Annotated in this window: 15 protein-coding genes and 2 pseudogenes; 7 read left to right on the forward strand and 10 right to left on the reverse strand. The window is 69.7% G+C overall.

Annotated features, from left to right (window positions below; translation table 11 throughout):
* The first annotated feature begins 261 nt into the window (after positions 1 to 261).
* On the forward strand, positions 262 to 1,599 hold the full coding sequence (locus tag RGU41_RS17135; RefSeq protein WP_322136928.1) for a glycosyltransferase family 2 protein: 1,338 nt from the start codon (positions 262 to 264) through the stop codon (positions 1,597 to 1,599).
* A gap of 41 nt (positions 1,600 to 1,640) precedes the next feature.
* Here the strand turns inward: RGU41_RS17135 and RGU41_RS17140 are convergent, their stop codons facing one another.
* Entirely contained in the window at positions 1,641 to 4,334 is a 2,694-nt protein-coding gene (locus tag RGU41_RS17140) for a helix-turn-helix transcriptional regulator (protein WP_134449192.1), read from the reverse strand.
* 366 nt (positions 4,335 to 4,700) lie between these two features.
* Positions 4,701 to 5,717 (reverse strand): MDR family oxidoreductase, encoded by a 1,017-nt coding sequence (locus tag RGU41_RS17145; protein ID WP_134449191.1) that lies wholly within the window; start codon positions 5,715 to 5,717, stop codon positions 4,701 to 4,703.
* Positions 5,718 to 5,776: 59 nt separating this feature from the next.
* Here RGU41_RS17145 and RGU41_RS17150 point away from each other — a divergent pair, with 59 nt between their 5' ends.
* Positions 5,777 to 7,213, forward strand: coding sequence for an LssY C-terminal domain-containing protein (locus RGU41_RS17150; protein ID WP_174774865.1), 1,437 nt, complete (start codon positions 5,777 to 5,779; stop codon positions 7,211 to 7,213).
* Here the strand turns inward: RGU41_RS17150 and RGU41_RS17155 are convergent.
* Together RGU41_RS17155 and RGU41_RS17160 are read right to left on the reverse strand one after the other, a co-directional pair.
* The gene (locus tag RGU41_RS17155; RefSeq protein ID WP_134560687.1) at positions 7,182 to 8,075 is read right to left on the reverse strand and encodes a rhodanese-related sulfurtransferase; all 894 of its coding nucleotides are present in this window, start codon (positions 8,073 to 8,075) and stop codon (positions 7,182 to 7,184) included. The two genes, RGU41_RS17150 and RGU41_RS17155, sit on opposite strands and share 32 nt — an antisense overlap.
* A 112-nt stretch (positions 8,076 to 8,187) precedes the next feature.
* Positions 8,188 to 9,888, reverse strand: coding sequence for a sodium:proton antiporter (locus RGU41_RS17160; protein ID WP_322136929.1), 1,701 nt, complete (start codon positions 9,886 to 9,888; stop codon positions 8,188 to 8,190).
* Between the two features lie 135 nt (positions 9,889 to 10,023).
* Here RGU41_RS17160 and RGU41_RS17165 point away from each other — a divergent pair, with 135 nt between their 5' ends.
* The gene (locus RGU41_RS17165; protein WP_134449188.1) at positions 10,024 to 10,569 is read left to right on the forward strand and encodes a YbhB/YbcL family Raf kinase inhibitor-like protein; all 546 of its coding nucleotides are present in this window, start codon (positions 10,024 to 10,026) and stop codon (positions 10,567 to 10,569) included.
* A gap of 96 nt (positions 10,570 to 10,665) precedes the next feature.
* Positions 10,666 to 11,646, forward strand: coding sequence for an alpha/beta hydrolase (locus tag RGU41_RS17170; protein WP_241975507.1), 981 nt, complete (start codon positions 10,666 to 10,668; stop codon positions 11,644 to 11,646).
* Positions 11,647 to 11,656: 10 nt separating this feature from the next.
* Here the strand turns inward: RGU41_RS17170 and RGU41_RS17175 are convergent, their stop codons facing one another.
* Positions 11,657 to 12,295, reverse strand: a complete 639-nt coding sequence (locus tag RGU41_RS17175) for a LysE family translocator (RefSeq protein WP_134560685.1) — start codon at positions 12,293 to 12,295, stop codon at positions 11,657 to 11,659.
* 48 nt (positions 12,296 to 12,343) lie between these two features.
* Here RGU41_RS17175 and RGU41_RS17180 point away from each other — a divergent pair, with 48 nt between their 5' ends.
* Entirely contained in the window at positions 12,344 to 12,901 is a 558-nt protein-coding gene (locus RGU41_RS17180) for an acyl-CoA thioesterase (RefSeq protein WP_322136930.1), read from the forward strand.
* Between the two features lie 91 nt (positions 12,902 to 12,992).
* Here the strand turns inward: RGU41_RS17180 and RGU41_RS17185 are convergent, their stop codons facing one another.
* The 5 genes and pseudogenes from RGU41_RS17185 to RGU41_RS17205 form a co-directional block, all read right to left on the reverse strand.
* Entirely contained in the window at positions 12,993 to 13,526 is a 534-nt protein-coding gene (locus RGU41_RS17185) for an SRPBCC domain-containing protein (protein ID WP_134562102.1), read from the reverse strand.
* A gap of 125 nt (positions 13,527 to 13,651) precedes the next feature.
* The gene (locus tag RGU41_RS17190; RefSeq protein WP_134562103.1) at positions 13,652 to 15,268 is read right to left on the reverse strand and encodes a phytoene desaturase family protein; all 1,617 of its coding nucleotides are present in this window, start codon (positions 15,266 to 15,268) and stop codon (positions 13,652 to 13,654) included.
* A gap of 66 nt (positions 15,269 to 15,334) precedes the next feature.
* A pseudogene (locus RGU41_RS17195) lies at positions 15,335 to 16,267 on the reverse strand (aldo/keto reductase).
* A gap of 147 nt (positions 16,268 to 16,414) precedes the next feature.
* A complete protein-coding gene (locus RGU41_RS17200) occupies positions 16,415 to 16,807 on the reverse strand; it encodes an META domain-containing protein (protein WP_241987449.1) in 393 nt (130 codons plus the stop codon).
* 135 nt (positions 16,808 to 16,942) lie between these two features.
* Positions 16,943 to 17,824: a LysR family transcriptional regulator gene (locus tag RGU41_RS17205; RefSeq protein ID WP_134449181.1), complete on the reverse strand. Its 882-nt coding sequence runs from the start codon at positions 17,822 to 17,824 to the stop codon at positions 16,943 to 16,945.
* A 507-nt stretch (positions 17,825 to 18,331) separates the two neighbouring features.
* Here RGU41_RS17205 and RGU41_RS21065 point away from each other — a divergent pair.
* A pseudogene (locus tag RGU41_RS21065) lies at positions 18,332 to 18,736 on the forward strand (proline dehydrogenase family protein); the annotation flags it as partial.
* Positions 18,737 to 18,840: 104 nt separating this feature from the next.
* Entirely contained in the window at positions 18,841 to 21,612 is a 2,772-nt protein-coding gene (locus RGU41_RS17215) for a proline dehydrogenase family protein (protein WP_416173166.1), read from the forward strand.
* The last annotated feature ends 83 nt before the right edge of the window (positions 21,613 to 21,695 follow it).

Consider the following 21,695-nt stretch of genomic DNA (forward strand, 5'->3'; position numbering starts at 1 on the left):
GTTAGGTGCGGTTCGCGGATGCGCCGCCGTCAGTCGAGGAGTTTCGGGACTCGGCGAGGTGCGGCGTGTGGTGTTCCCGCGGCCAGTCTCTGCAGATGTTGCGATCCGGGCAAGCCATGGCCGGGACTCTGCGGGATCGTGTGGGCATCCCGCACCCGGATGTGGTTAACCGCACCTGTCTGCCGTCGCGGGCGCCCCGTCCCGCGTGTACGGTCGGACCACCGGAGCGACCCCGCGTCCGGCCGGTCGACGGAGAGTCACATGCTGAGCCTGGTCGTGGTGCTCGTCCTCGTGGTCGGGGTGAACACCGCCCTGTGGGGCACGGTCGGTCTGGGCCGTGTTGTCGCGCAGGCGTTCCGGAAGCGGCCGCGGAGTGCGCGCCACCGGCTCGCACAGCAGGCCGCTGGCGGGGCGGCCGCCGGAGCAGGCGGCCGCGTCACCCCGAAGGACGTCGCCGTGCTGATCGCGGCGCACAATGAAGAACTCGTGATCCGCAACACGATCCGCTCGGCCGCCAGGCTCGTGCCCGTCGGCAATATCTTCATGGCCTCGGACGCGTCTAAGGACACGACGGCGGTGATCGCGGAGGAGAGCGGGGCGAACGTCGTCGAGCTCCTGCCCAACCGCGGCAAGGCCGGTGCGCTCGTCGCCGCGATCACGCACTTCCGGCTTGCCGAACGCTTTGAGATCGTGATGCTGCTCGACGCGGACACGCAGCTCGCGGACGACTACATGGAGACGGGCCTGCCGTACTTCGATGATCCCGGGGTCGTCGCCGTCGCCGGCCGCGCCGCGACGGTGACGGACCCGCCATCACCGACCCGGCTCGGCCGTTTTCTCGTGGCGTACCGCGAACGCTTCTATGTGGTCGTGCAGTTCCTCCTCAAGTACGGCCAGGCCGCCCGCTTCGCGAACGTGGTGTCGATCGTCCCCGGCTTCGCGAGCATGTATCGCAGCCGGATCCTCGCCGACATCGACATTTCCGCCCCGGGGCTCGCGATCGAGGACTTCAACATGACATTCGAGGTGCATGCCAAGAGGCTCGGCCGCATCGCCTTCCACCCCCTCGCGGCGATCGCGTACACCCAGGACCCCGACACCTTCCGGGACTACACGAAACAGCTGCGCCGGTGGACGCTCGGCTTCTGGCAGACGGTCCGCCGGCACGGTTTCCGGTTCGGGACCTTCTGGGGAGCCCTCGCCCTCTACGTCTTCGAACTCGTGACGAGCAGCATCATGATGCTGATCTTCCTGCCGCTGCTCCTGATGTCGCTTGCGGCCGCGGCCTGGGGCGAGGTCTCGGCAGACCCGGTGTCGATCGCGGTCGCGCAGGCCGTCCCTCCGGCGTCCATCGTCATCGGGGTGCTGGTGCCGGACTACCTGCTCACGATCCTGGTCGTGATCGTGACCGGGCGGGTGCACTACCTGGTGCTCGGGATCGGCTTCCCGCTCGTGCGCATCGTCGACGCGTTCATCTGCCTCCGGACCATCCCGCAGGCCTTCTTCGGCCGGTCGAGCGGCACCTGGAAGAGTCCGGAACGACGGAGCAACACGGCGTCGACACCCGGGATCGCGGTCGGCGACGCCCTGCCGGGGTAGCGCGACCTGACCGGTCCCTTTCGATCAGACCATCCCGTATATCAGACCATCCCGCTTGCCGCACCGTCTGACAGCACCGTGCCGGTGCCGGAGAGCAGCGCGATCAGGTGCGACCGGGACTTGGCACCGAGCTTGTTGTATGTGCGGGTGAGGCGTACCTCCACGGTGCGCAGGGAGACGAAGAGCTCGGCGGCGATCTCCTTGTTGCGCTTGCCCTGTTGCACGAGTTCGGCGACGAGCCGTTCGTCGGGGGCAAGGGTCGCGAGGAGGGGATTGACGCTCGGGGCGTGGGTGCCGAGACGGACGGCATCCGCTTTTCTGGCCCACGGGATGGCACCGAGCTGGGTGAAGATCATCCGCGCGGCCAGGTACTGGTCTGCGCCTTCCCTGCCGTGCCCGAGGCTCACGAGCCGGTCGGCGAAGCTCAGGAGGGTGCGGCCCTGCTCGAATTGCGAATCGCCAGGCTGCCAGAGGCCGGCGGCCTGTTCGAAGACGGCGATGGATGCCTCGCCGGGTGTCAGCAGGGCCTCGGCCCGTGCCGTGGCGAGCACCGTCCACCGGGTGTGGAAGGGCCGGGCCCTGGCCCGGAACTCACGGAACTGGATCACGGCCTCCCGCAGCCGGCCGGACAGCACGTATGCCTCGATCAGGTCGACCTGGCTCCGGAGCAGCGAGGGGTTGCGGAATGCTGACCCTATTGCTCCGGCCCGGTGCAGGAATGCGATCGCATCGTCGAACCTGCCCTCCATGAGGGCGAACCGGCCCTGGTCTGCCACGAGCCGGGCGGCGAGAGCCGGATGGTCGCTCGTCGCGAAGCTGCGGTTGCAGAGCTCGATCGCCGCGTCCGCGCGCGCTCGGTCTCCGCGGGCCTGCCAGTACCAGGCCGTCAGCAGCTGGAGCGGGCGGCGATGCACCTGTTCCGTCCCGGATCCTGTGAGCGATTCGATGATGGCCATGGCCTCGAATTGGTTGCCGGCGAGGATCTCGTTCTCTGCGAGGTAGTACCTGGCCGTCTGCAGGACGATCGGGTCCGGCGGGGGCTCGAGGCCGACGACGGTGCGCAGCACGCGCCTGGCGTCGCCGTATCGGTCGATGAACGTGAGGCTGCGGCCGAGGACGGACAGTGCCCTGGCGCTCGTCTCCTCGGTCCAGCCGTGCCGGGACAGCCGCTCGAACATCCGGGTCGAAGGGCCGGGGTCACCCTCGAGAGCAGACAGCAGCAGTGCGGACAGCTCGTGGAGTTCGACGGACTCCGGGGTCGCGCTTTCGAGGAGGTGACGGCCCCTGGCGAGGGCTTCCCGCGCGGCGTCGACTTCCCAGCGCTCGGCGTGACTGAGGGCGCTCATGCCGAGCAGGCGCGCGAGGTCTTCCGCCCTGCCGCTCGCGCCGCGCGGTCCGACCCAGTCGTCGAGGTCGGTCGTGAGCAGCTGGTGGGTCGACATGAATTCGATCCCGCTGCGGAGGGTCGCGAGCTTTGTGACCGTGGCGATCGAGCCGGGCCTGCGCTGGCCGAGCCTGGCATAGCGGGCCGCATAGGAGAGTTCGCCCTGCAGGTACAGCGCCTCCGCGACCTCGAGCAGGGCCTCGGGGCTTCCGGTGGCGTCGAGCGCGAGGGCGAGGGCGCGTTCGGCGAGTTCGACGGACTGCCAGATCAGGCCCCTGCGGCCGAATTCGGCAGCGGAGGCGAGCAGTTCGTCCGAGGAGAGGCTGCCGGCATCCGCCCAGCTGCGGTGCCACGCGGCGAGGCCGGGATCCCCTCCGGGCGCGTCCTCGCTGCGGGCGGCACGGGCATGGAATTCGGCGCGGGTACCGGCGTCGATGGACCAATAGAGGTGGGAACGCAGCGCTGAGTCCGAAATCCGGAGGTACCGGCCGTCGCGGATGACGGTTCCCGCGGACAGGAGTTCTTCCAGGGCGCCGCGGATGGGGTCGCCGCTCTGGCGGATCGGATCCTGGCTGCTGAGGTAGGAGCAGGACAGCATCGCCAGGAGGAGGTGCTGGTCGTCCGGTTCCTGTGAGGTCCGGGTCGAGGGAGCGCGGGAGGCGCGGAACGGCAGGGCGACGGGGGCGGCGTTCCCGAGGTGCCTGCTGGTCAGGAGCCGGGCGTTCCTGGCGATTTCGGACGGACTTCCCGATGAGGAGGATGCCAGCATCCGCCGGAGTGCCTCGTCGGACTGGGGCCCGAGAAGCTCGGTGGCGAGGAGCATCGATTCGGCGAAGGTGAGGCGGTCGAGGGTGATGCGCGGGAGCGAGGCGAGCGGGCCGACGGGGGGCTCCGCGCACACGGTGCCCACGAGGCGCAGCCCCGTGCCGCCGAGGCGCGCCGCGACCATCGCGAAGACGGTCTGGCTCGGGAGGTCCATCAGGTCGAGGTCGTCGATCAGGAGGAGGGTTGTCTCGGGGGTGAAGTCGCGGATCAGGGCGAGGAGTTCCGCCGCGCGGGCGGCGAGCTGGGCATCCGCTTCGCCGGGGATGAGGAGTTCGCTCGAGAGCGCTGCGGCGGCCGGGGTCTGGAACGAGGCGACGAAGGCCGAGAGGCCGGAGAGCGGGAAGCCGGCTTCCGCAGGATTGATCCTGACTCGGAAGATCTCGATCCCGGGGATCGGTTCGACGGAGGCGAGCAGGCGCGATTTGCCGGATCCGGGCTCCCCGACGACCAGCATGGCTGACTCATGAGGGGCGGTTGCGAGTTCGAGGATCGCGCCCAGCGTGTCGCGGTGGATGCTGGACTTCATGCGACGACCCCAGGAATCATTCCGGGCCATTCCGGGGGTCGGTGAAGGAGTTCATTCATGAGACGGCGCTTCGTTTCGGGTAACGAGTGCGTGCGGATCACTCTGTTGGGGGAGTACAGCAGCCGCCTCGGGGATGAGTCGGTGCTCTGCATTACTACCTGTGTGCCGTCCCGGAATGGGTGGTCCGGGACCTGTCACCCCCGGTGAAGGGGGTTCCTGTTATGCAAGGTACGCTCATTTTCTTCCAAGGTATCCCCCACTAGTGGGGGATTACGGCGCGCCGAAAGCCTGGGGGTGCGCGGAGGGGCATCCGCTGTGATAGCGGTACTGGGCGGTTCTGCCACGACTAAATCGTGTTTGACCGCGCTATTCGTGGATCGCGACGACCGTGCGCCCGTGCAGCCGACCCGCGAGGATGTCATCGGCCGCCGGGATCGCTTCCTCGAGCGTGATGCTCGACGTCAGGCCGTCGAGGAGCGCCAGGTCGAGGTCGGATTCGAGCCGCGACCATGCCTGTTCCCGGAGGGCCAATGGAGCCTCGACGGAATTGATGCCGACAAGGCTGACCCCGCGCAGGATGAAGGGCATCACCGTCGTCGGGAGGTCGGCGCCCTGGGCGAGGCCGCACGCGGTGATCACGGCCCCGTAGTTCGCCTGGGCGAGGACATTGGCGAGGGTGGCGCTTCCGACGGAGTCGACGGCCGCGGCCCAGCGCTGGGCCTGGAGCGGTTTTCCGGGCTCGGAGAGGGTGCTCCGGTCCAGGATCGCCTCGGCCCCGAGGCCGCGGAGGTAGTCGCCGAGTTCGTCGACGCGACCGGTCGATGCCGTCACCCGGTAGCCCCTGGCCGAGAGCAGGGCCACCGCGATCGAACCGACTCCGCCTGCGGCGCCGGTGACGAGCACAGGGCCGGAGTCCGGCGTTGTCCCGGCGCGTTCGAGCGCGAGCACGGCGAGCATGGCGGTGAATCCGGCCGTGCCGATCGCGGCGGCCCTGAGGGCGCTGATTCCGGCGGGCAGGCGTACCAGGGACGCGCCGGAGACCCTCGCGCGTTCGGCGAGGCCGCCGTGGTGGGTCTCGCCCAGGCCTGAGCCGTTCAGGATGACCCGGTCTCCTGGCGCCCAGCGCGGGTCCTCGCTCGACTCGACGGTGCCGACGAGGTCGATCCCGGCGATGAGGGGCCAGGAGCGAATGACCCCGGGGCGACCGGCGAGCGCGAGCCCGTCCTTGTAGTTGAGGCTCGAGTAGTCGACGGTGATGGTCACGTCACCCGGCATCAGGAAGGAATCGTCGACGAGCGTGAGCGCCGCGTGCTGCGACGTGGCGCCGTCCTCCGCAACGGTTCGTTCGACGACGATGGCGCGGAACTGAGTCTCAGGAGTCATGCTCCGAGCCTACTTCCCGCCCCTCGCCCGCGTTCGGCCTAGTCGGTAGCATGAGCGCTATGACCGCCGCCGTCGTGCCAGAGAAGGTGCGGGTCGTGCCGCGCCGGCTCTCGGTGAGCGCGGGAATCGACGCCTTCTTCTTCGTCTTCGCGGGGTTCGCCGCGGTCTGGCTCGCCGTTCTGCTCGTGAACGAGAGTTTTCAGCTCGGCTGGGGTGCGCTCTGGTTCGCTGTGCTCTTCTGGGTGCTTCTGGCCTACCTTGTGCTTCCGCGGCTGCACCGGATCCTGACCCAGTTGTACGTTCCCCACTACTTCATCGGCAGGACCCGCACGAGCGACGGCCTCCTCGGCGACCCGGTCAACCTCGCTATCACCGGCACGGCCGAGCAGCTGCAGCAGGCGCTCGCCGCGGCAGGGTGGACGCGGGCGGACGACATCACGCCAGGCACGACCTGGAGGATGGTCTCGGCGACGCTCGCGAGGCGCAGCTATGACGAGGCGCCGGTCAGTCCGCTGTTCCTGTTCGACCGGATGCAGGACTTCGCCTACCAGCAGGAGGTCGCCGAGAATCCGGCCAAGCGGCACCACGTGCGGTTCTGGCGCTGCCCCGACGGCTGGCTGCTCCCCGGTGGGACGAGGGTCGACTGGCTCGCGGCGGGGACCTTCGATCGTGCCGTCGGCTTCTCGCTGTTCACCCTGCAGATCACGCACAAGATCGACGAGAACACCGACATCGAGCGGGACCACATCGTCGACTCGCTTCTGCACGCCGGCTCGGGGGCTCGGGTGCACCTGATCCGGGACTTCTCGAGCGGATACCACGCACGCAACGGCGGCGGCGACACGATCCAGACGGACGGCGACCTGCCCGTCGTCGATGTATCCGGCATCGCGGTCTCCGGCGCTGCGGCTGCACGTGCGGGGTCTGCCGCGCCGGAACCGGCACCGACCGCGGCAGTGGCATCGGCGTCGACGGTGGCATCGACGGCGGCACCGACCGGGAACGCGGTGCCGTCCGAGCCCGGCGCCCACCGGCGGCGGCCGGCATCGATCAGCGTCGGAGCGCTGATGCTCGGCGCGCGGGTCCTGTCCGGTCTCGGTGTCATCGTCCTCGCGGCGCTCGACTGGCCGGAGTTCGTCTCGGCCGTCGCCCTCGACGGCACGCCGGCGGGCACCGTCGACCCCGCGACGGCCGGGGTCGCCCTCGGGATCCTGCTGGCCGGCTACGGGGTCGTCCTCGCCCTCAACATCGGCTTCGCCGCATTCGTGTACTTCGGCCGGAACTGGGCACGGATCGTCGCGATGTCCTTCGCGACGGTGAGCATCGTCACGAGCTTCGTCGACTATGCCGTCAACGGGGCCGCGATCACCCTGCGGACCTCGCTCGTGAGCGTCACCTTCGACATCCTGATCCTGCTCGCCCTCTCGGCCAGGGACGCGAGGGAGTTCGCCCGCGCGCGGCCGGTCAGGAGTGCGCGGGGCAGGCGGGCGCCGTAGCGGCGCAGTCAGGGCAGACGACGAGCTGTGCGCGGCAGGACGGCTCGCGGCAGTTCTGCATCCGGTTGGTCGCTGCCGCGCAGCAGGCGCAGCGGCCGAGGACCGCGGTGTCCCCTGCGAAGTCGACGGACATCCGCTGGTCGAAGACATAGAGCGAACCGTCCCAGAGACCGGCATTCCCGTAGGCCTCGCCGTACCCCACGATGCCGCCATCGAGCTGGTAGACCTCGCCGAAGCCGCGGTCCTTCATCAGTGAGCTGAGCACCTCGCAGCGGATGCCGCCGGTGCAGTACGTCACGACCGGCCGGTTCTTGAGGTGGTCGTACCGGCCGCTGTCGAGCTCTGCGGCGAAGTCGCGGGTCGTCGCGACGTCGGGAACGACGGCGCCCCGGAAATGCCCGATCTCCGCTTCGAAGGAATTGCGGCCGTCGAAGAAGACCAGGTCGTCGCCGCGCTCGGCGGCGAGTTCGTGCAGCGCGGCGGGGGAGAGCCGGGTGCCGCCGCCCTGCACTCCTGCCGCGGTGACCGTGAGGTCGCCGGGAGCGCCGAAGCTCACGATCTCCTCGCGCACCTTCACCACGAGGCGCGGGAAGTCGAGGCTCAGGCCGGCCTCGTCGAGCCCGGTGCCTTCGCTCCACCGGAAGTCGATGTCGTGGAACGCCGGGTACTCGCGCGTCTTCCGCACGTAGCGTTTCACGGCCGGGAGGTCGCCGCCGATCGTGCCGTTGAGCCCGTCCTTCGAGATCAGGATGCGGCCGCGGAGGCCGAGGGCTTCGCACAGGTCGCGCTGCCAGAGCCGTACGGCCTCGGGGTCGGCGAGCGGCGTGAAGACGTAGTAGAGCAGGATCTTCGGAATGGCCACCGCGCCATGTTACCCGCCCTGGTTCGGTGTAACTCCTGCAGATTCCCGCGGTTGACGGCGGGCGCCCCGGAATCACGCGGCAGGAATTCCACCGCCGGGGAATGTGCAGGAGTTATGCCCAGGGGTTGGAGGACAGCCGGGTTTCCTCGAGGTCGAGCATGCGCTGGGCCCTCTCGATGAGGTGCGAGCCGTATGCCCCGGTCTCACGGGCGTTGAGCAGGGCGGCGCGCTCACGTGCGAGCACGTGCAACCGCAGCGCACGGTGCTGGTGGTGAGGGGCGCCGGTGGCCGGGGCCGCCGTCTCGTCGAGCGCCTGTGCGCGGCGGATGCTGTCCGCACGCACCCGGGACAGTGCCTCCGCGGTGAACGGTTCACCACCGTCCTGCGCGAGCGCAGGGTTGCCGAGGCTCTCGAGACCGGCCGCGCTGATCTGGCCGACGAGGGCTGCGAAGCCACGCTGGTCATCCGCCTCGGCGCTTCCGGTGAGCCCGAGCCTGCGGATCAGCAGCGGCAGGGTGCCGCCCTGCACGATCAGGGTCACGAGGGCAACGGTGAACGCGATGAAGATCAGCTGCGGCCGGTAGGGGATGCCGGTCGGCAGCGACTGCGCGGCGGCGAGTGCGACGACGCCTCGCATCCCCGACCAGCCGAGCACAGCGCCGTCCCGCCAGCCGAGGCTCTCGACCGTCTGGAAGTCGAGGTCCGCCCGCTTCCTGGTCAGCCTCCTGTGGGCCCTGGCCTGGGCGACGTCCTCGTGGCCGGCCGTGCGCAACCGCCGCAGTGCGGAGTCGACCTCCCGGCCGCCGGCGCGGGCCCTCCGCTCTTGTCGTTTGAGCTGGGCGATAAGGGGGACGACGAAGGCGCCCCGGACGACGACGAGGACGACGGTCGCGAGAAGTCCGATGCCGACGGCCTCGATGACGCTGACATGGTCCTCGTGCACCTCGCCGACCAGGTATTTCAGTTCGAAGCCCATCAGGAGGAAGACGCCGTTCTCGAGCACGAACTGGATCGTCCGCCAGTTCACCCGTTCGCTGATCCGCACCTCCGCCGTGAAGACCAGCGGCCCCCGATGCCCGGTCACGAGCCCGGCGACGACGACGGCGAGCACCCCGGACGCGTGGACGTGGTCGGTCGGGATGAACGCGAGGAACGGCACCGCGAATGAGATCGTCGTGTTGAGTACGACGTTCCCCAGGCGCGACCTCAGCCACACGGTCAGGTGCCCCACGACGAGACCGATCCCGATCGCGACTCCGACCGCGAACGCGAAGTCCCCGGCCACGCCGATCAGGGACACCCCGCCTGCCGTCGCCGCGATCGCACAGCGGAGCAGCACGAGGGCCGAGGCGTCGTTGAGCAGTCCCTCACCCTCCAGCAGGGTCACCACCCGGGGTGGCAGCCCCAGCCGGCGCCCCATCGAGGTCGCGGCGACCGCATCCGTCGGACTCACGACCGCACCGAGCGCGAGGGCGGCGGGAACGCTGAGTCCGGGCAGTAGCCAGTGGAACAGTGCTCCGCTCGCGACGGCGCTCACGATCACGAGCAGCACAGAGAGCCCGGTGATCGCCGTCGCGTTGCGGCGGAAGTCGTGCAGCGGCACGTTGACCGCCGCCGAATAGAGGAGTGGAGGGAGGACGACCGCGAGGATGAGCTCGGGCGGGAAATCGAAGGCCGGTACGCCGGGGACGAGGCTCGCCGCGATCCCGATGAGCACGAGGAGGAGCGGGGCGGCGACTCCGAGCCGCGGCGCGATGACGGCAACCGACACGATGGTCAGGATGCCGAAGACGCCGAGAAGGGGATAGTCCATTGCTGGACCGTAGCGAGCCGGGCTGGACCCGACCGCTGTGCGACCTTGGCGGCGCCTGAGGATCTTCGAAGCGAGGGCGCCTGGCGCCTAAACTGGGGGCAGCCCGCACAAGAACCCCCGCCGCCAGGAGGACCCATGACCACCGCCGATCCGCTCGCCGTCTACGGCGAGGTGCCGCTCTTCACGCTCTCGAGCACGGATGTGACCGACGGGGCACCGCTTTCGGCCGCGCAGTTCGGCGAGGAAGCCGGTGGCCTCGACCGGTCGCCGCAGCTGTCCTGGAGCGGGTTCCCCGCCGACACGAAGAGTTTTGCGGTCACTCTCTACGACCCGGATGCCCCGACCGGCTCTGGCTTCTGGCACTGGGCGGTCTTCAACCTCCCGGCCGCCGTCACGTCCCTTCCCGCCGGAGCCGGCGCCCCCGGCGGTGCCCAGTTGCCCGCCGGCGCGGTCACCCTGCCCAACGAGCTGCGGCTCACCTCCTTCATCGGTGCCGGCCCGCCGCCCGGAACCGGCACCCACCGCTATCAGTTCATCGTGCACGCAGTGGATGTCCCCACTCTCGACCTCGACCCCGGGTCGACTCCCGCCGTGCTCGGCTTCACCCTCCGGTTCCACACCCTCGGCCGCGCGGTCATCGAGGCGACCGGAGCATTCGGCGGGGCGGCGCTGCACCCCTAGAAGGCCTGTCCCCGACAGGAACATGAGGGCTTCTCAGGTCGCTCACACGCGCGGGACCTAGGTTCGTGCTGTGAACCAGATCCGCAGCACCCTCGCATGACCGCAGGAACCACCCTGAAACCCCGAGAAACCAGCCTCCGCCGTGTGCCCGTATGGGTCTGGCGGGCCTTGATGATCCGGCTCTCACCCGGCGAACTGCACAAGTTCAACCTCCAGCCGATCGATACTGTGGACTACCACATCGACGTCGACTACGTCGGGGATGAGAGCCGTGACCACCGGCTCGACGTGATGGTGCCGCACGACCCTGCCGGGCCGCTTCCGGTCTACGTGTACTTCCACGGGGGCGGCTGGACCTCCGGCGACAAGGCGCCGCTCACCAAGTACTGTGCGAGCCAGGCCGCAGACGGCATGGTCGTCGTCAACGCCAACTACCGGATGGCCACCCGGTTCCAGCTCAGGCACATGCTCGAGGACGGCAATGCGGTGCTCGACTGGGTGGCCCGCAACATTGCCGACTTCGGCGGGGACCCCACCCGGATCGTGCTCGGTGGGGATTCGGCCGGCGGTCACATCGCGGCGCTCCTGGCGGCATCCGCTTTCGAGCCGGAGCTCGCGGCCCACTACGGCATCGAACCCCACGTGGATCCGGGCAACCTCCGCGGCCTCGTGCAGCACTGCAGCATCGCCGACCTCTCGGTGATGTTCGAGCGCGGCTTCGTGCTGAGCCTCAACTTCCTGCGCATGCTGCTGCCCGAGCGGGGGCGCGGAGTCGTGCTGCGGGCCGCGGCGCGGTTCATGAACCCGATCGAGTGGCTCGACAGCGGGTTCCCTCCGGTCTTCGTCACGACGAGCGAACGGGACTACTTCTACCGGGCGAACCTGAACTTCATCGCGGCGCTCAAGCGCAGGTCGATCCAGGTGGACAGCCTGATCTACGACCGGCGACAGGCGAACACCCATCACACCTGGCAGCAGGACGCTCGGCATCCGGAATCGCAGGAGGTGTACCGCCGTCTCGGCGCGTTCGTCCGTCGCGTCGCGGCCCTGCCCGTCCCGGTCCCCGTCGCCGTCTAGGGACGGCGGGTCAGCTCTGGGCGCCGGTCGCGGCGAGGACGCCGCCGAGGCCGATCATCATGACCCCGCCGCCCGCTGAAAGCTTCTCCAGCCGTTTCGGCGACTTCGCGAACCAGTCCCGCGCCGAGCCGGCGGCGATGGCCCAGACGCTGTCTCCGGCGAGGGCGAGCACCACGAAGACCGTGCCGAGGGTGAGGAGTTGCAGCGGCACCGCGCCCGCACGGTAGTCGACGAACTGGGGAAGCACGGCGACGAAGAACACGATGGACTTGGGGTTTGTGGCGCCGACGACCGACCCTTCGGCGAGTAGCCGCCACCACGGCCGGGCGACGAGCGTGATGCCGCGGGTCCGGGTGACCGCGCCGCGGTACCGGATCGCGTGGATGCCGAGGTAGACGATGTATGCGGCCCCGACGACCTTGACGATCGTGAACACCACGATCGACTGGGTCACGATCGCGCCGAGGCCGAGCGCGACGGCCGCGATGAGGGGCAGCATCCCGAGGGCGTTCCCGAGCACGCTCAGGAATCCGCCGAGGCGCCCGAGCGCCAGGGAGCGTCCGATCACGAACAGCACGGTCGGCCCCGGAAGCGCGATGAGGGCGACGGAAGCGAGCGCGAAGGTGAGCAGGTGATCGATCGGGACCATACCGGAATGCTACCCAATCGCCCGAGGCGTTAACATCGCAGGATGCATATGCTGATCCGCACCCTCTTCCACGGCTGGCTGTCGAAGCGGGGCCCCCGCGTCGGGTCCTACGACGTCGTCAGAACCCGGTTCGTGACCCTCCCGACCGACCAGGACATCCTGCGGCACATGAACAACGGGGTGTACCTGTCGATCATGGACATCGCCAGGCTCGACCTGCTGCACCGTACCGGCATCTGGCCGATCTTCACCGCACGCGGCTGGTACCCCGTCGTCGTGAGCGAGACCATCAGCTTCCGTAAATCGCTCACCGTCGGCCAGCGGTTCACCGTCGAGTCGCGCATCCTCGGTTTCGACGAGAAGGCCGTCTACGTGGAGCAGCGCTTCGTGCGACCGGATGCCGACGGTAACCCCGAGATCCTCGCGCTCGGCTTCATCCGGGGCCGCTTCCTCAAGCGCAGCGGGGGCGTCGTCGGAATCGAGGAACTGCTCGCCGCCGTCGGACCGGCGCCCGCCGGCCTCACCGTCCCGGCGTGGCTGCTCGAGTGGAGCGCCGACGTCGCCCTGCCCGCGACCCGCGCGGCCGCGCCGAGTCTCTGGGAGTAGCCGGCGGCAGCGGCCGTTTCGGCAGCGGGCACAGCAGCTTTGGCGCGCCGACGTCCGGGAGGGCTCGCACCCTCGGGGACGGTCGGCAGGACTATGCGCGCGGCGGTGCGGGGACGGGAACGACCGGGGGCTTGTCCGGGACGATGAGCTCGGAGTAGTAGAGCTCGTGCGCGCCCGCGTAGTGCTCGTGGCCGGGCACGGGGTGCCCCGTGCGCATCGCGACGAGGCGATCCAGGTAGTAGTCCCAGAACGGCCCGACGCGTGCCGCATCCGCAGCGGAGTGCAGGCGCTGCCCGAGGGTGAGCGTGGTCATGCCCGCGCCTTCGACGAGGTGCAGGATCAGGTGCCTCGCCGCGTCCCCTTCGCCGAGGTTGATGGTGAACCGCTTCGGCGGGATGCACTTGAGGATCGTCACGTACGTCCACTCGGCATCCGTTTCGGAGAGCTTGAAGCGCACGGCGCCTGTCTCCGGCGCACCGGTGTACGTGCCGATCCACCCGGCGAGGCCGCCTGGCCGGCTGACGCTCGCCCAGACGTCGTCGATGGGGGCGGTGAAGAGCCGATCGAGCATGAGGTACAGCCCGTCCTCGCGATGGGCAAGGCGACCGGTGGGTTTGGCTGACATGGGGACCTCCGCGATGAGTGAAACACGAGCCGTGCCTTCAGGCTAAACCCGTTGGGCGTCCCCGTGCCACAGCATCGCCCGACGGCTCCGTCAGCGAGCCCCCGGCCGCGGGTTCGGCCGTCGTTTCAGTCGTCGAGCTCTGCCTCGAGGACCGCCATTGCGGCGTTGTGCCCGCCGATGCCGCTGACCCCGCCGCCGCGCCGGGCGCCCGCGCCGCAGACCAGGATGCGCGGGTGCCGGGTCGCGACGCCCCAGCGCTCCGCCGCGGTGTCCCTCGGGGCGTCGTCGTCGAGGAACGGCCACTCGAGGGGACCGTGGAAGATGTTCCCGCCCGGCATTGCGAGGGCGTGTTCGAGGTCGAGGGTCGTCTTCGTCTCGATGCAGGGCCTGCCGGCGGCATCGGTCAGCATCAGGTCCTCGATCGGCTCGGCGAGAACCGAGTTGAGCGAGGCGAGCACGGCCTCCTGCAGCCTCGTCCGGGTGGCGTCGTTGTTCTCGTCGCTCAGCCAGCGGTTCGGCGCGTGCAGGCCGAAGACGGTGAGGGTGTGTGCGCCGGATGCCGCGAGTTCCGGCGAGAGGATGCTCGGGTCGCTCAGGGAGTGGCAGTAGATCTCGCACGGCAGCCGGTCCGGGATGATCCCGCGGACGGCCTCGTCGTACGCGCCTTCGAGCTGGGTGTACGTCTCGTTGATGTGGAAGGTTCCGCCGAACGCAGCCTCGGGGGAGACCGTCGTGTCGCGGAGCCGCGGCAGCCGGCGCAGCAGCAGGTTGACCTTGACCTGGGCGCCCTCCGGCTTCGGGAGGGCCCCTGGCGCGTCCGCACGCGCGGCCCCTGTCGTGCCCCGGCCGCCGGCATCCGCTTCGAGGAGCTGCTCGAGCACCCAGGGGGCGACCCCCGAGAGCACGACCGTCCCGGCGACCTCGCGGATGCTGCCGCCGCGCCGGTAGCGCACGGTTCCGTCCGGGCTGACGCTCGTCACCTCGGCGTCGGTCACGATCCGGGCGCCCGCCTGCCGCGCCGCCTTCTCGAGTTCGCCCGTCACGGCGCCCATCCCGCCGATCGGAACGTCCCAGTCCCCGGTCCCGTTGCCGATCACGTGGTAAAGGAAGCAGCGATTCGCGGCGAGGTCGCCCGCCTCCGCCGACGTGAAGGTGCCGATCAGGCCGTCGGTCGCGACGACGCCGCGCACGAGGTCGTTCGTGAATGCCTCGGTGATGGTCCGGCCGAGCGGATGTTCGACGAAGCGCTCCCACAGGGAGTCGTCGCCGAGCAGGCGCCTGGCCTCTGAGCGGGTCGGCAGGGGTTCGCAGACCGTGGGGAAGAGCGCCAGGGCGAGCCGCCCGGTGTCGGCGTAGAAGGCGGCCCAGGCGTCGGAATCGGCTCCGGCGCCGATCCGGTCGAAGCTCGCCCTGGTGGCTTCGGCGTCGCCGTTGTCGACGAGGAGGCCGCCGGCCGGGTCGGCCGGGTTCGGCGTGTATGAGGAGAAACGCCTGCGGGCGAGGTCGATCTCGAGGCCGAGTTCCTCGATGATCCGCTGCGGCAGCAGGCTGACGAGGTAGGAGTAGCGCGAGAGGCGGGCGTCGACGCCTGCGAACGCCTCGGCGGAGACCGCGGCACCGCCGACGTGTTCCGCGCGCTCAAGCACGATCACGCTGCGGCCGGCGAGGGCGAGGTACGCGGCGGCGGTCAATCCGTTGTGGCCGCCGCCGACGATGACAACGTCATGAGTGGGTTCCGTCACGCCTCGAGACTAGCAACGGGTGCCGCAGCGTGCGGGCCGGCGCGGGACATCCGGCCCGGACGGCGATCAGGGAACGATGTGCCCGGCGGCGCGGAACAGCTCGTACCACTCGGCCCTGGTGAGGGTCACATCGGATCCCTGGGCCGCCCCGGTGACGCGTCCGGGGGTGGTGGTGCCGAGAACGACCTGCATCCTGGCGGGGTGGCGGAGGATCCAGGCGGTCGCGATGGCGATCGGCGGGACGCCGTAGTGGGCGGAGAGCCTGTCGATGACGGCGTTGAGTTCGGGGTACTCGGGAGAGCCGAGGAAGACCCCGTGAAGAAGCCGGCCTGGAACGGCGACCATGTCTGGATGGTGATGTCGTTCAGGCGGCAGTAATCGACGATTCCGCCCCCGTCGCGGGTCACGGCCTGCTCCTGCCCGCTCATGTTCGCGGCGACCCCCTGCGCGATGATCGGCGCATGCGTGAGCGAGAGCTGCAGCTGGTTGACGACGATCGGCTGGCGCACGTGCTTCCGGAGCAGGTCGATCTGGCGCGGTGTGTGGTTCGAGACGCCGAATGCCCGGACCTTGCCCGTGGCTTCGAGTTCGTCGAACGCGCGGGCGACCTCCTCGGGTTCGACGAGGGCGTCGGGGCGGTGCAGCAGCAGGATGTCGATGTGGTCGGTCCGCAGGGCTGCGAGGGACCCCTCGACGGATTCGATGATGTGCTCGTAGGAGAAATCGAAGTACGGCCCGTCCCCGACGATTCCCGTCTTGGTCTGGATCGTGATCTCGTCACGCTGGGAGGGTGAGCTGCAGCGCCTCCCCGAAGCGGCGTTCGCAGCCGTGCAGTTCGGAGCCGTAGATGTCGGCGTGGTCGAGGAAGTCGATCCCGGCGTCGCGGGCGGTGCGCACGAGTTCGCGGACCTCGTCGTCGCTCTTCTCCTGGATGCGCATCAGGCCGAGGATGACGTTCGGAGCGACGATATCGGTGCCGGGCAGGGTGAAAGTCTTCATGTGGATTCACGCTAGGCGAGGCGGGTACAGAAGTAAAACAACTGACGGTGATGCGATTGAGAAGGGCGAACGATCAATGTGTCGGCCGGGGCGGCGCGGTCGCCAGCGCCGCTCACCGCGGTCGCTGCTCCCCGCTGGCGTTGCCGATCAGGTCGGGTTGCTCGTCGGCTGGCGTTCGAGGGTGCCGATCTCTTTCCCGCCCTGGTCCGTGAGGGTCATCGTGGAGCCGTCGATGGTCGCGGACGTCGCGGATCCCAGCCAGGTATCGACACCCTCGCAGGCCATCAGGGTCGAGGCGATGGGCCCGAACTCGATCCGGTCCCCGCTCGTCTTCCAGGTGCCCACGAGCCGGTTGCAGCCGTCGGTGCCCGAGAGCGAACGGTCCTCGTGGAGCTCGAGGCTCGGCATCCGCGTGGCGTTGGGGTCGCCCCAGACGCCTGTCGCGGCGCTTTCGGCGGATGCCCCGCACCCGGACAGCGCGACGGCGACGCTTGCCGCCGCCGCGCCCACGAGAATTCGGCGGGCGAGGATGGTGATCACGGATGCTCCCATTCCGCACGCTGTCGCGGGCGTGCTCACCCCATTGAAGGCCCGCCCGTGACCACCGTCAAGGCGTGAGCATCGTCACGGCGCGACCGTCGTCACGGCGCGACCGTCGTCACGGCGCGACCGTCGTCACGGCGTGACCGCGCGGGCGAGCGCGTCGCGCACGGCGACGACGCCCGGCCGCTTCGTGCTCGAGCGGCGTGCCGCCGAGAAGAGGGTGCGGCGCGGGTGGCCGGGCAGGTCGACGAGGCGCACCGTGGGTTCGGCGCCGGCCCAGACCAGGTCGGGCAGGATGCCGACGGCGTTCCCCGATTCGATCAGGCGGATGTGCGCGATCAGGTCCGCGGTCTCGAACCGGACATCGGGTTCGAACCCGGCTTCGCGGCAGAGCTGGCTCGCCCACGACCGGGAGACGGTTCCTTCCGGTTCCATGACCCACGGCATCCGCGCCAGGCCTGCGAGATCAGCGCTCGCGCTCGCGGACGGCAGCGCGAGTCGCAGCGCATCCGTCGCCAGGTTGACCCTGTCGAGGTCCGCCCTGTGGGCACGCCCGTGCCCCGGGTACTGCTCGGCGAGGACGAGGTCGAAGTCCCTGGCACTCACTTCGAACAGGCCGCGCTCCGGCTCGCGCTCGGTCACCTCGACACGCAGCTGGGGGAATTCGGCGGCCAGGAGGGTCAACGCCCGGGGGATCACGGCGTGGGACGCGGACTGGAAGACCGCCACCCGCACGGTGCCCGAGACGGTCGTGAGCGAAGCCATCATCTCGGCCTCGGCGATCTCGAGCCGTTCGAGCAGGTGGGTGGTGTGGTCGACGAGGATCTCGGCCTGCGCCGTGAGCTGCACGCGGCGACCCACCTTGTGCAGGAGCTCGACGCCCGCCTCCTTCTCGAGCAGGGCGAGTTGCTGGGAGACCGCGGACGGGCTGTACGAAAGCGCCTCGGCGACCCCGGCGAGGGTCCCGCGGATCTTCAGTTCACGCAGCAGGCGCAACCTCCGGACGTCCAGCATCCCGTGCACCTTCCGCTCGGCTCCATTGCACACAAATCCTAACCACTACTCTGCACAAACGGTCGCTTTTACTTATCGGAAGTTCCCGCGACACTGGACTCAGATTCCGTCCCCCGGAACGGCTCCCGGCCGTTGCGCGAGCGAAAGACTACCCTCGTGACCATGAGCAACTCACCGTCCGTCGTGCACCAGGCCCAGAGCGCGGAGGTTGTCACGCTCGTCAGGAAGTGGCTCGCGGAGAGCACCGCCATTCCGGCGGACGTCTCCGCAGAACGCCTCGCCGGCGTGCTCAAGGACCCGAACGGCCTCGACTTCACGGTCGGCTTCGTCGACGGCGTCATGCGCCCCCAGGACCTCATGGTCGCCGGCTACAACCTGCAGGCCGTCGCGAAGAAGGCCCCCGGCTTCCTGCCAGGGTACCTGCGCGGCGCCATCGGCCTCGGCGGCGTGCTCGGCCCCGTGCTGCCGTGGGTCGTCATCCCGGCCGCCCGCAAGGTGCTGCGACAGATGGTCGGCCACCTCGTCGTCGACGCGACGCCGGACAAGCTCGGTCCCGCGATCGCGAGCCTGCGCGAATCCGGCAACCGGCTCAACATCAACCTGCTCGGCGAGGCCGTGCTCGGAGAGAAGGAAGCCCTGCGCAGGCTCGAGGGCACGAGGGAACTGCTCGCCCGCCCCGACGTCGACTACGTCTCGATCAAGGTGTCTTCGATCGCGAGCCAGCTCTCGATGTGGTCGTTCGACGAGGCCGTGACCCGGGTCGTCGAGAGGCTGACCCCGCTCTACGAGCTCGCCGCGGCATCCGCTGTGCCGAAGTTCATCAACCTCGACATGGAGGAGTACCGCGACCTCGACCTCACGATCGCGGTCTTCGAACGCATCCTGGACCAGCCCCGCCTGCTCGGCCTCGAGGCCGGCATCGTGCTGCAGGCGTACCTGCCCGACGCGCTCGGCGCCCTCCAGGGCCTGACCCACTGGGCGCAGAACCGGCGCGCGGCCGGGGAGCCCCGATCAAGGTGCGCGTCGTCAAGGGCGCCAACCTCGCCATGGAACACGTCGACGCGATCGTGCACGACTGGCCGCTCGCGACCTACGGCACCAAGCAGGACGCGGACACGAACTACAAGCGGGTGCTCAACTGGGCGCTGACCCCGCAGAACACGGATGCCGTCCGCATCGGCGTCGCCGGGCACAACCTCTTCGACGTGGCGTGGGCCCACCTCCTCGCCAAGCGGCGCGGCGTCGACGACCGGGTCGAGTTCGAGATGCTGCTGGGCATGGCGACGAGCCAGGCCGAGGCCGTGAGCCGGGACGTCGGCAGGCTGCTGCTCTACACGCCCGTCGTCAACCCGGCCGAGTTCGACGTGGCGATCAGCTACCTGATCCGCCGCCTCGAGGAGAACGCGAGCCAGGACAACTTCATGTCCGCCGTGTTCGAACTCACGACCTCGCCCCCGCTCTTCGAACGCGAGAAGGAGCGCTTCCTCGCCTCACTCCGGGCACTCGAATCATCGGTCGGCCCCGAGGCCTTCGTGCCAGCGCCGAACCGAAGCCAGGACCGTTCTGCGGTCACCCAGCTCGAGGCGACAGAGTCTGCGGCCGAAGCGGCGCAGCACACCGACGATGACCTCGGCCTCACCAATGCCGTGCTCGGCTTCACCCGCGGCTCGCTCAGCGACACGGCCGCGGTCCTGACCCACGCGGGCGCGGGCGACGTGGCCGCCGGCATCCGCCGTTTCCACAACGAGCCGGACACCGACCCCTCGCTTCCGGCGAACCGCGCGTGGGGGCGCCGGATCCTCGCCCAGGTCGAGGGGTCACGCCTCGGCATCGACACGATCCTCGCCGCCCGCGTCGATACAGAGGAACAGCTCGACGCCATCATCGACACCGTCGCCGCGAGCGGCAACGAATGGGGCCAGCGCCCCGGCGGGGAGCGGGCCGCGATCCTGCACCGCGCCGGCCTCGCGCTCGCCGCGAACCGCGACCGCCTGATCGAGGTGATGGCCGCAGAGACCGGCAAGACCATCGCAGAGGGCGACCCCGAGGTGAGCGAGGCCATCGACTTCGCGCACTACTACGCCGAGAGCGCCCGGGCGCTCGACGCCGTGCAGGGCGCCATCTTCGTGCCCCCACGCCTCACCGTCGTGACCCCGCCGTGGAACTTCCCCGTCGCGATCTCCGCCGGCGGGGTGCTCGCCGCACTCGCGGCAGGCTCCGGCGTCATCGTGAAGCCCGCGAAGCTCGCCCAGCGCTCCGGAGCGGTCATGGTCGAGGCGCTCTGGGAGGCCGGAGTGCCCCGCGACCTCCTCGCGCTCGTCGACCTCGCCGACCGGGAGCTCGGCACCCGGCTGATCGGGCACCCCGCGGTCGACCGGGTCATCCTCACCGGAGCATACGAAACCGCGCAGCTGTTCCGGAGCTTCCGCGAGGACCTGCCGCTGCTCGCAGAGACGAGCGGCAAGAACGCGATCATTGTGACCCCGTCCGCAGACCTCGACCTCGCCGCCGCCGACGTCGTCAAGAGCGCGTTCGGGCACGCCGGACAGAAGTGTTCCGCAGCGAGCCTCGTCATCCTCGTCGGTTCCGTCGCCAGGTCCGAGCGTTTCCTCGGCCAGCTCGTCGATGCCGCGACGAGCGTGCGGGTCGGACGACCCTCCGACCCGGTCACCCAGATGGGCCCGCTCATCGAACCCGCCAACGGCAAGCTCCTGCACGCCCTCACCGAACTCGGCGTCGGCGAGAGCTGGCTCGTCGAACCGAAACAGCAGGGCGAGGACGGCGCGCTGTGGTCGCCGGGCATCCGCACGGGAGTCGCTCCCGGTTCCTACTTCCACCTCACCGAGTTCTTCGGGCCCGTGCTGGGAGTGATGCATGCGCGCACACTCGAGGAAGCCATCCGCTTTCAGAACGCGGTCGACTACGGGCTCACCTCCGGACTGCACTCGCTCGATCCCGAGGAACTCGCGACCTGGCTCGAGACGATCGAGGCGGGCAACCTGTACGTCAACCGGGGGATCACGGGCGCGATCGTGCAGCGCCAGCCGTTCGGCGGCTGGAAGCGCTCGTCGGTGGGAGCAGGCACGAAGGCCGGCGGCCCGAACTATCTCTACGGCCTCGGCAGCTGGGTGACCAACCCGGGCAGGAACAGTTCGACCCTGCACCTGCGCGGCCTCGAACCGAGCGTCACGCAGCTCATCGAGGGGTCGCAGCCCGTGCTCGACTATGCCGACTTCGACGTACTGCGCCGCTCGGCCCTCAGCGACGCGCTCGCCTGGCGCGAGGAGTTCGCGGCGGTCAGGGACGTCTCCGCGCTCGGCGTCGAACGCAACCTGTTCCGCTACCGGACGTTGCCCGTCACGGTGCGCCTCGCCGAGGACGGCACCCTGTCGAACCTGCTGCGGGTGCTCATCGCCGCGACCCTCTCGAAGTCGCGTTTCACGGTGTCGAGCGCGCTGCCGATGCCGCCGATCGTGCGGGGCGCCCTCGCCGAGCGTGAGATCCCGGTCACGGTCGAGAGCGACGCCGAATGGCTCGCCCGCGCTGCAGCCGGCGGCATCACGACGAGCCGGGTTCGGCTGATCGGCGGCGACCCGCTGACCGGGGCGACGGATGCGGCGGCCCAGCTCGCGCACGCCCTCCGCGGCAGCCCCGACGTGGCCGTCTACGCCCACCCGGTCACCCAGGCAGGCAGGGTCGAGTTGTTGCCGTTCCTCCGTGAGCAGGCGATCTCGATCACGGCGCACCGCTTCGGCAACCCGAGCACCCTCTCCGCCGGCATCATCTGACCGCCCCGCCCCGCCCCGCCCGCTCACCCGAACCGCGAGAGCGGAGATTTGGCCCTTAAACCACGATGTTAAGGGCCAAAACT

The organism is Cryobacterium sp. 10C3, assembly GCF_034314285.1.
In the GTDB taxonomy this organism is placed as follows: Bacteria; Actinomycetota; Actinomycetes; order Actinomycetales; family Microbacteriaceae; genus Cryobacterium; species Cryobacterium glucosi.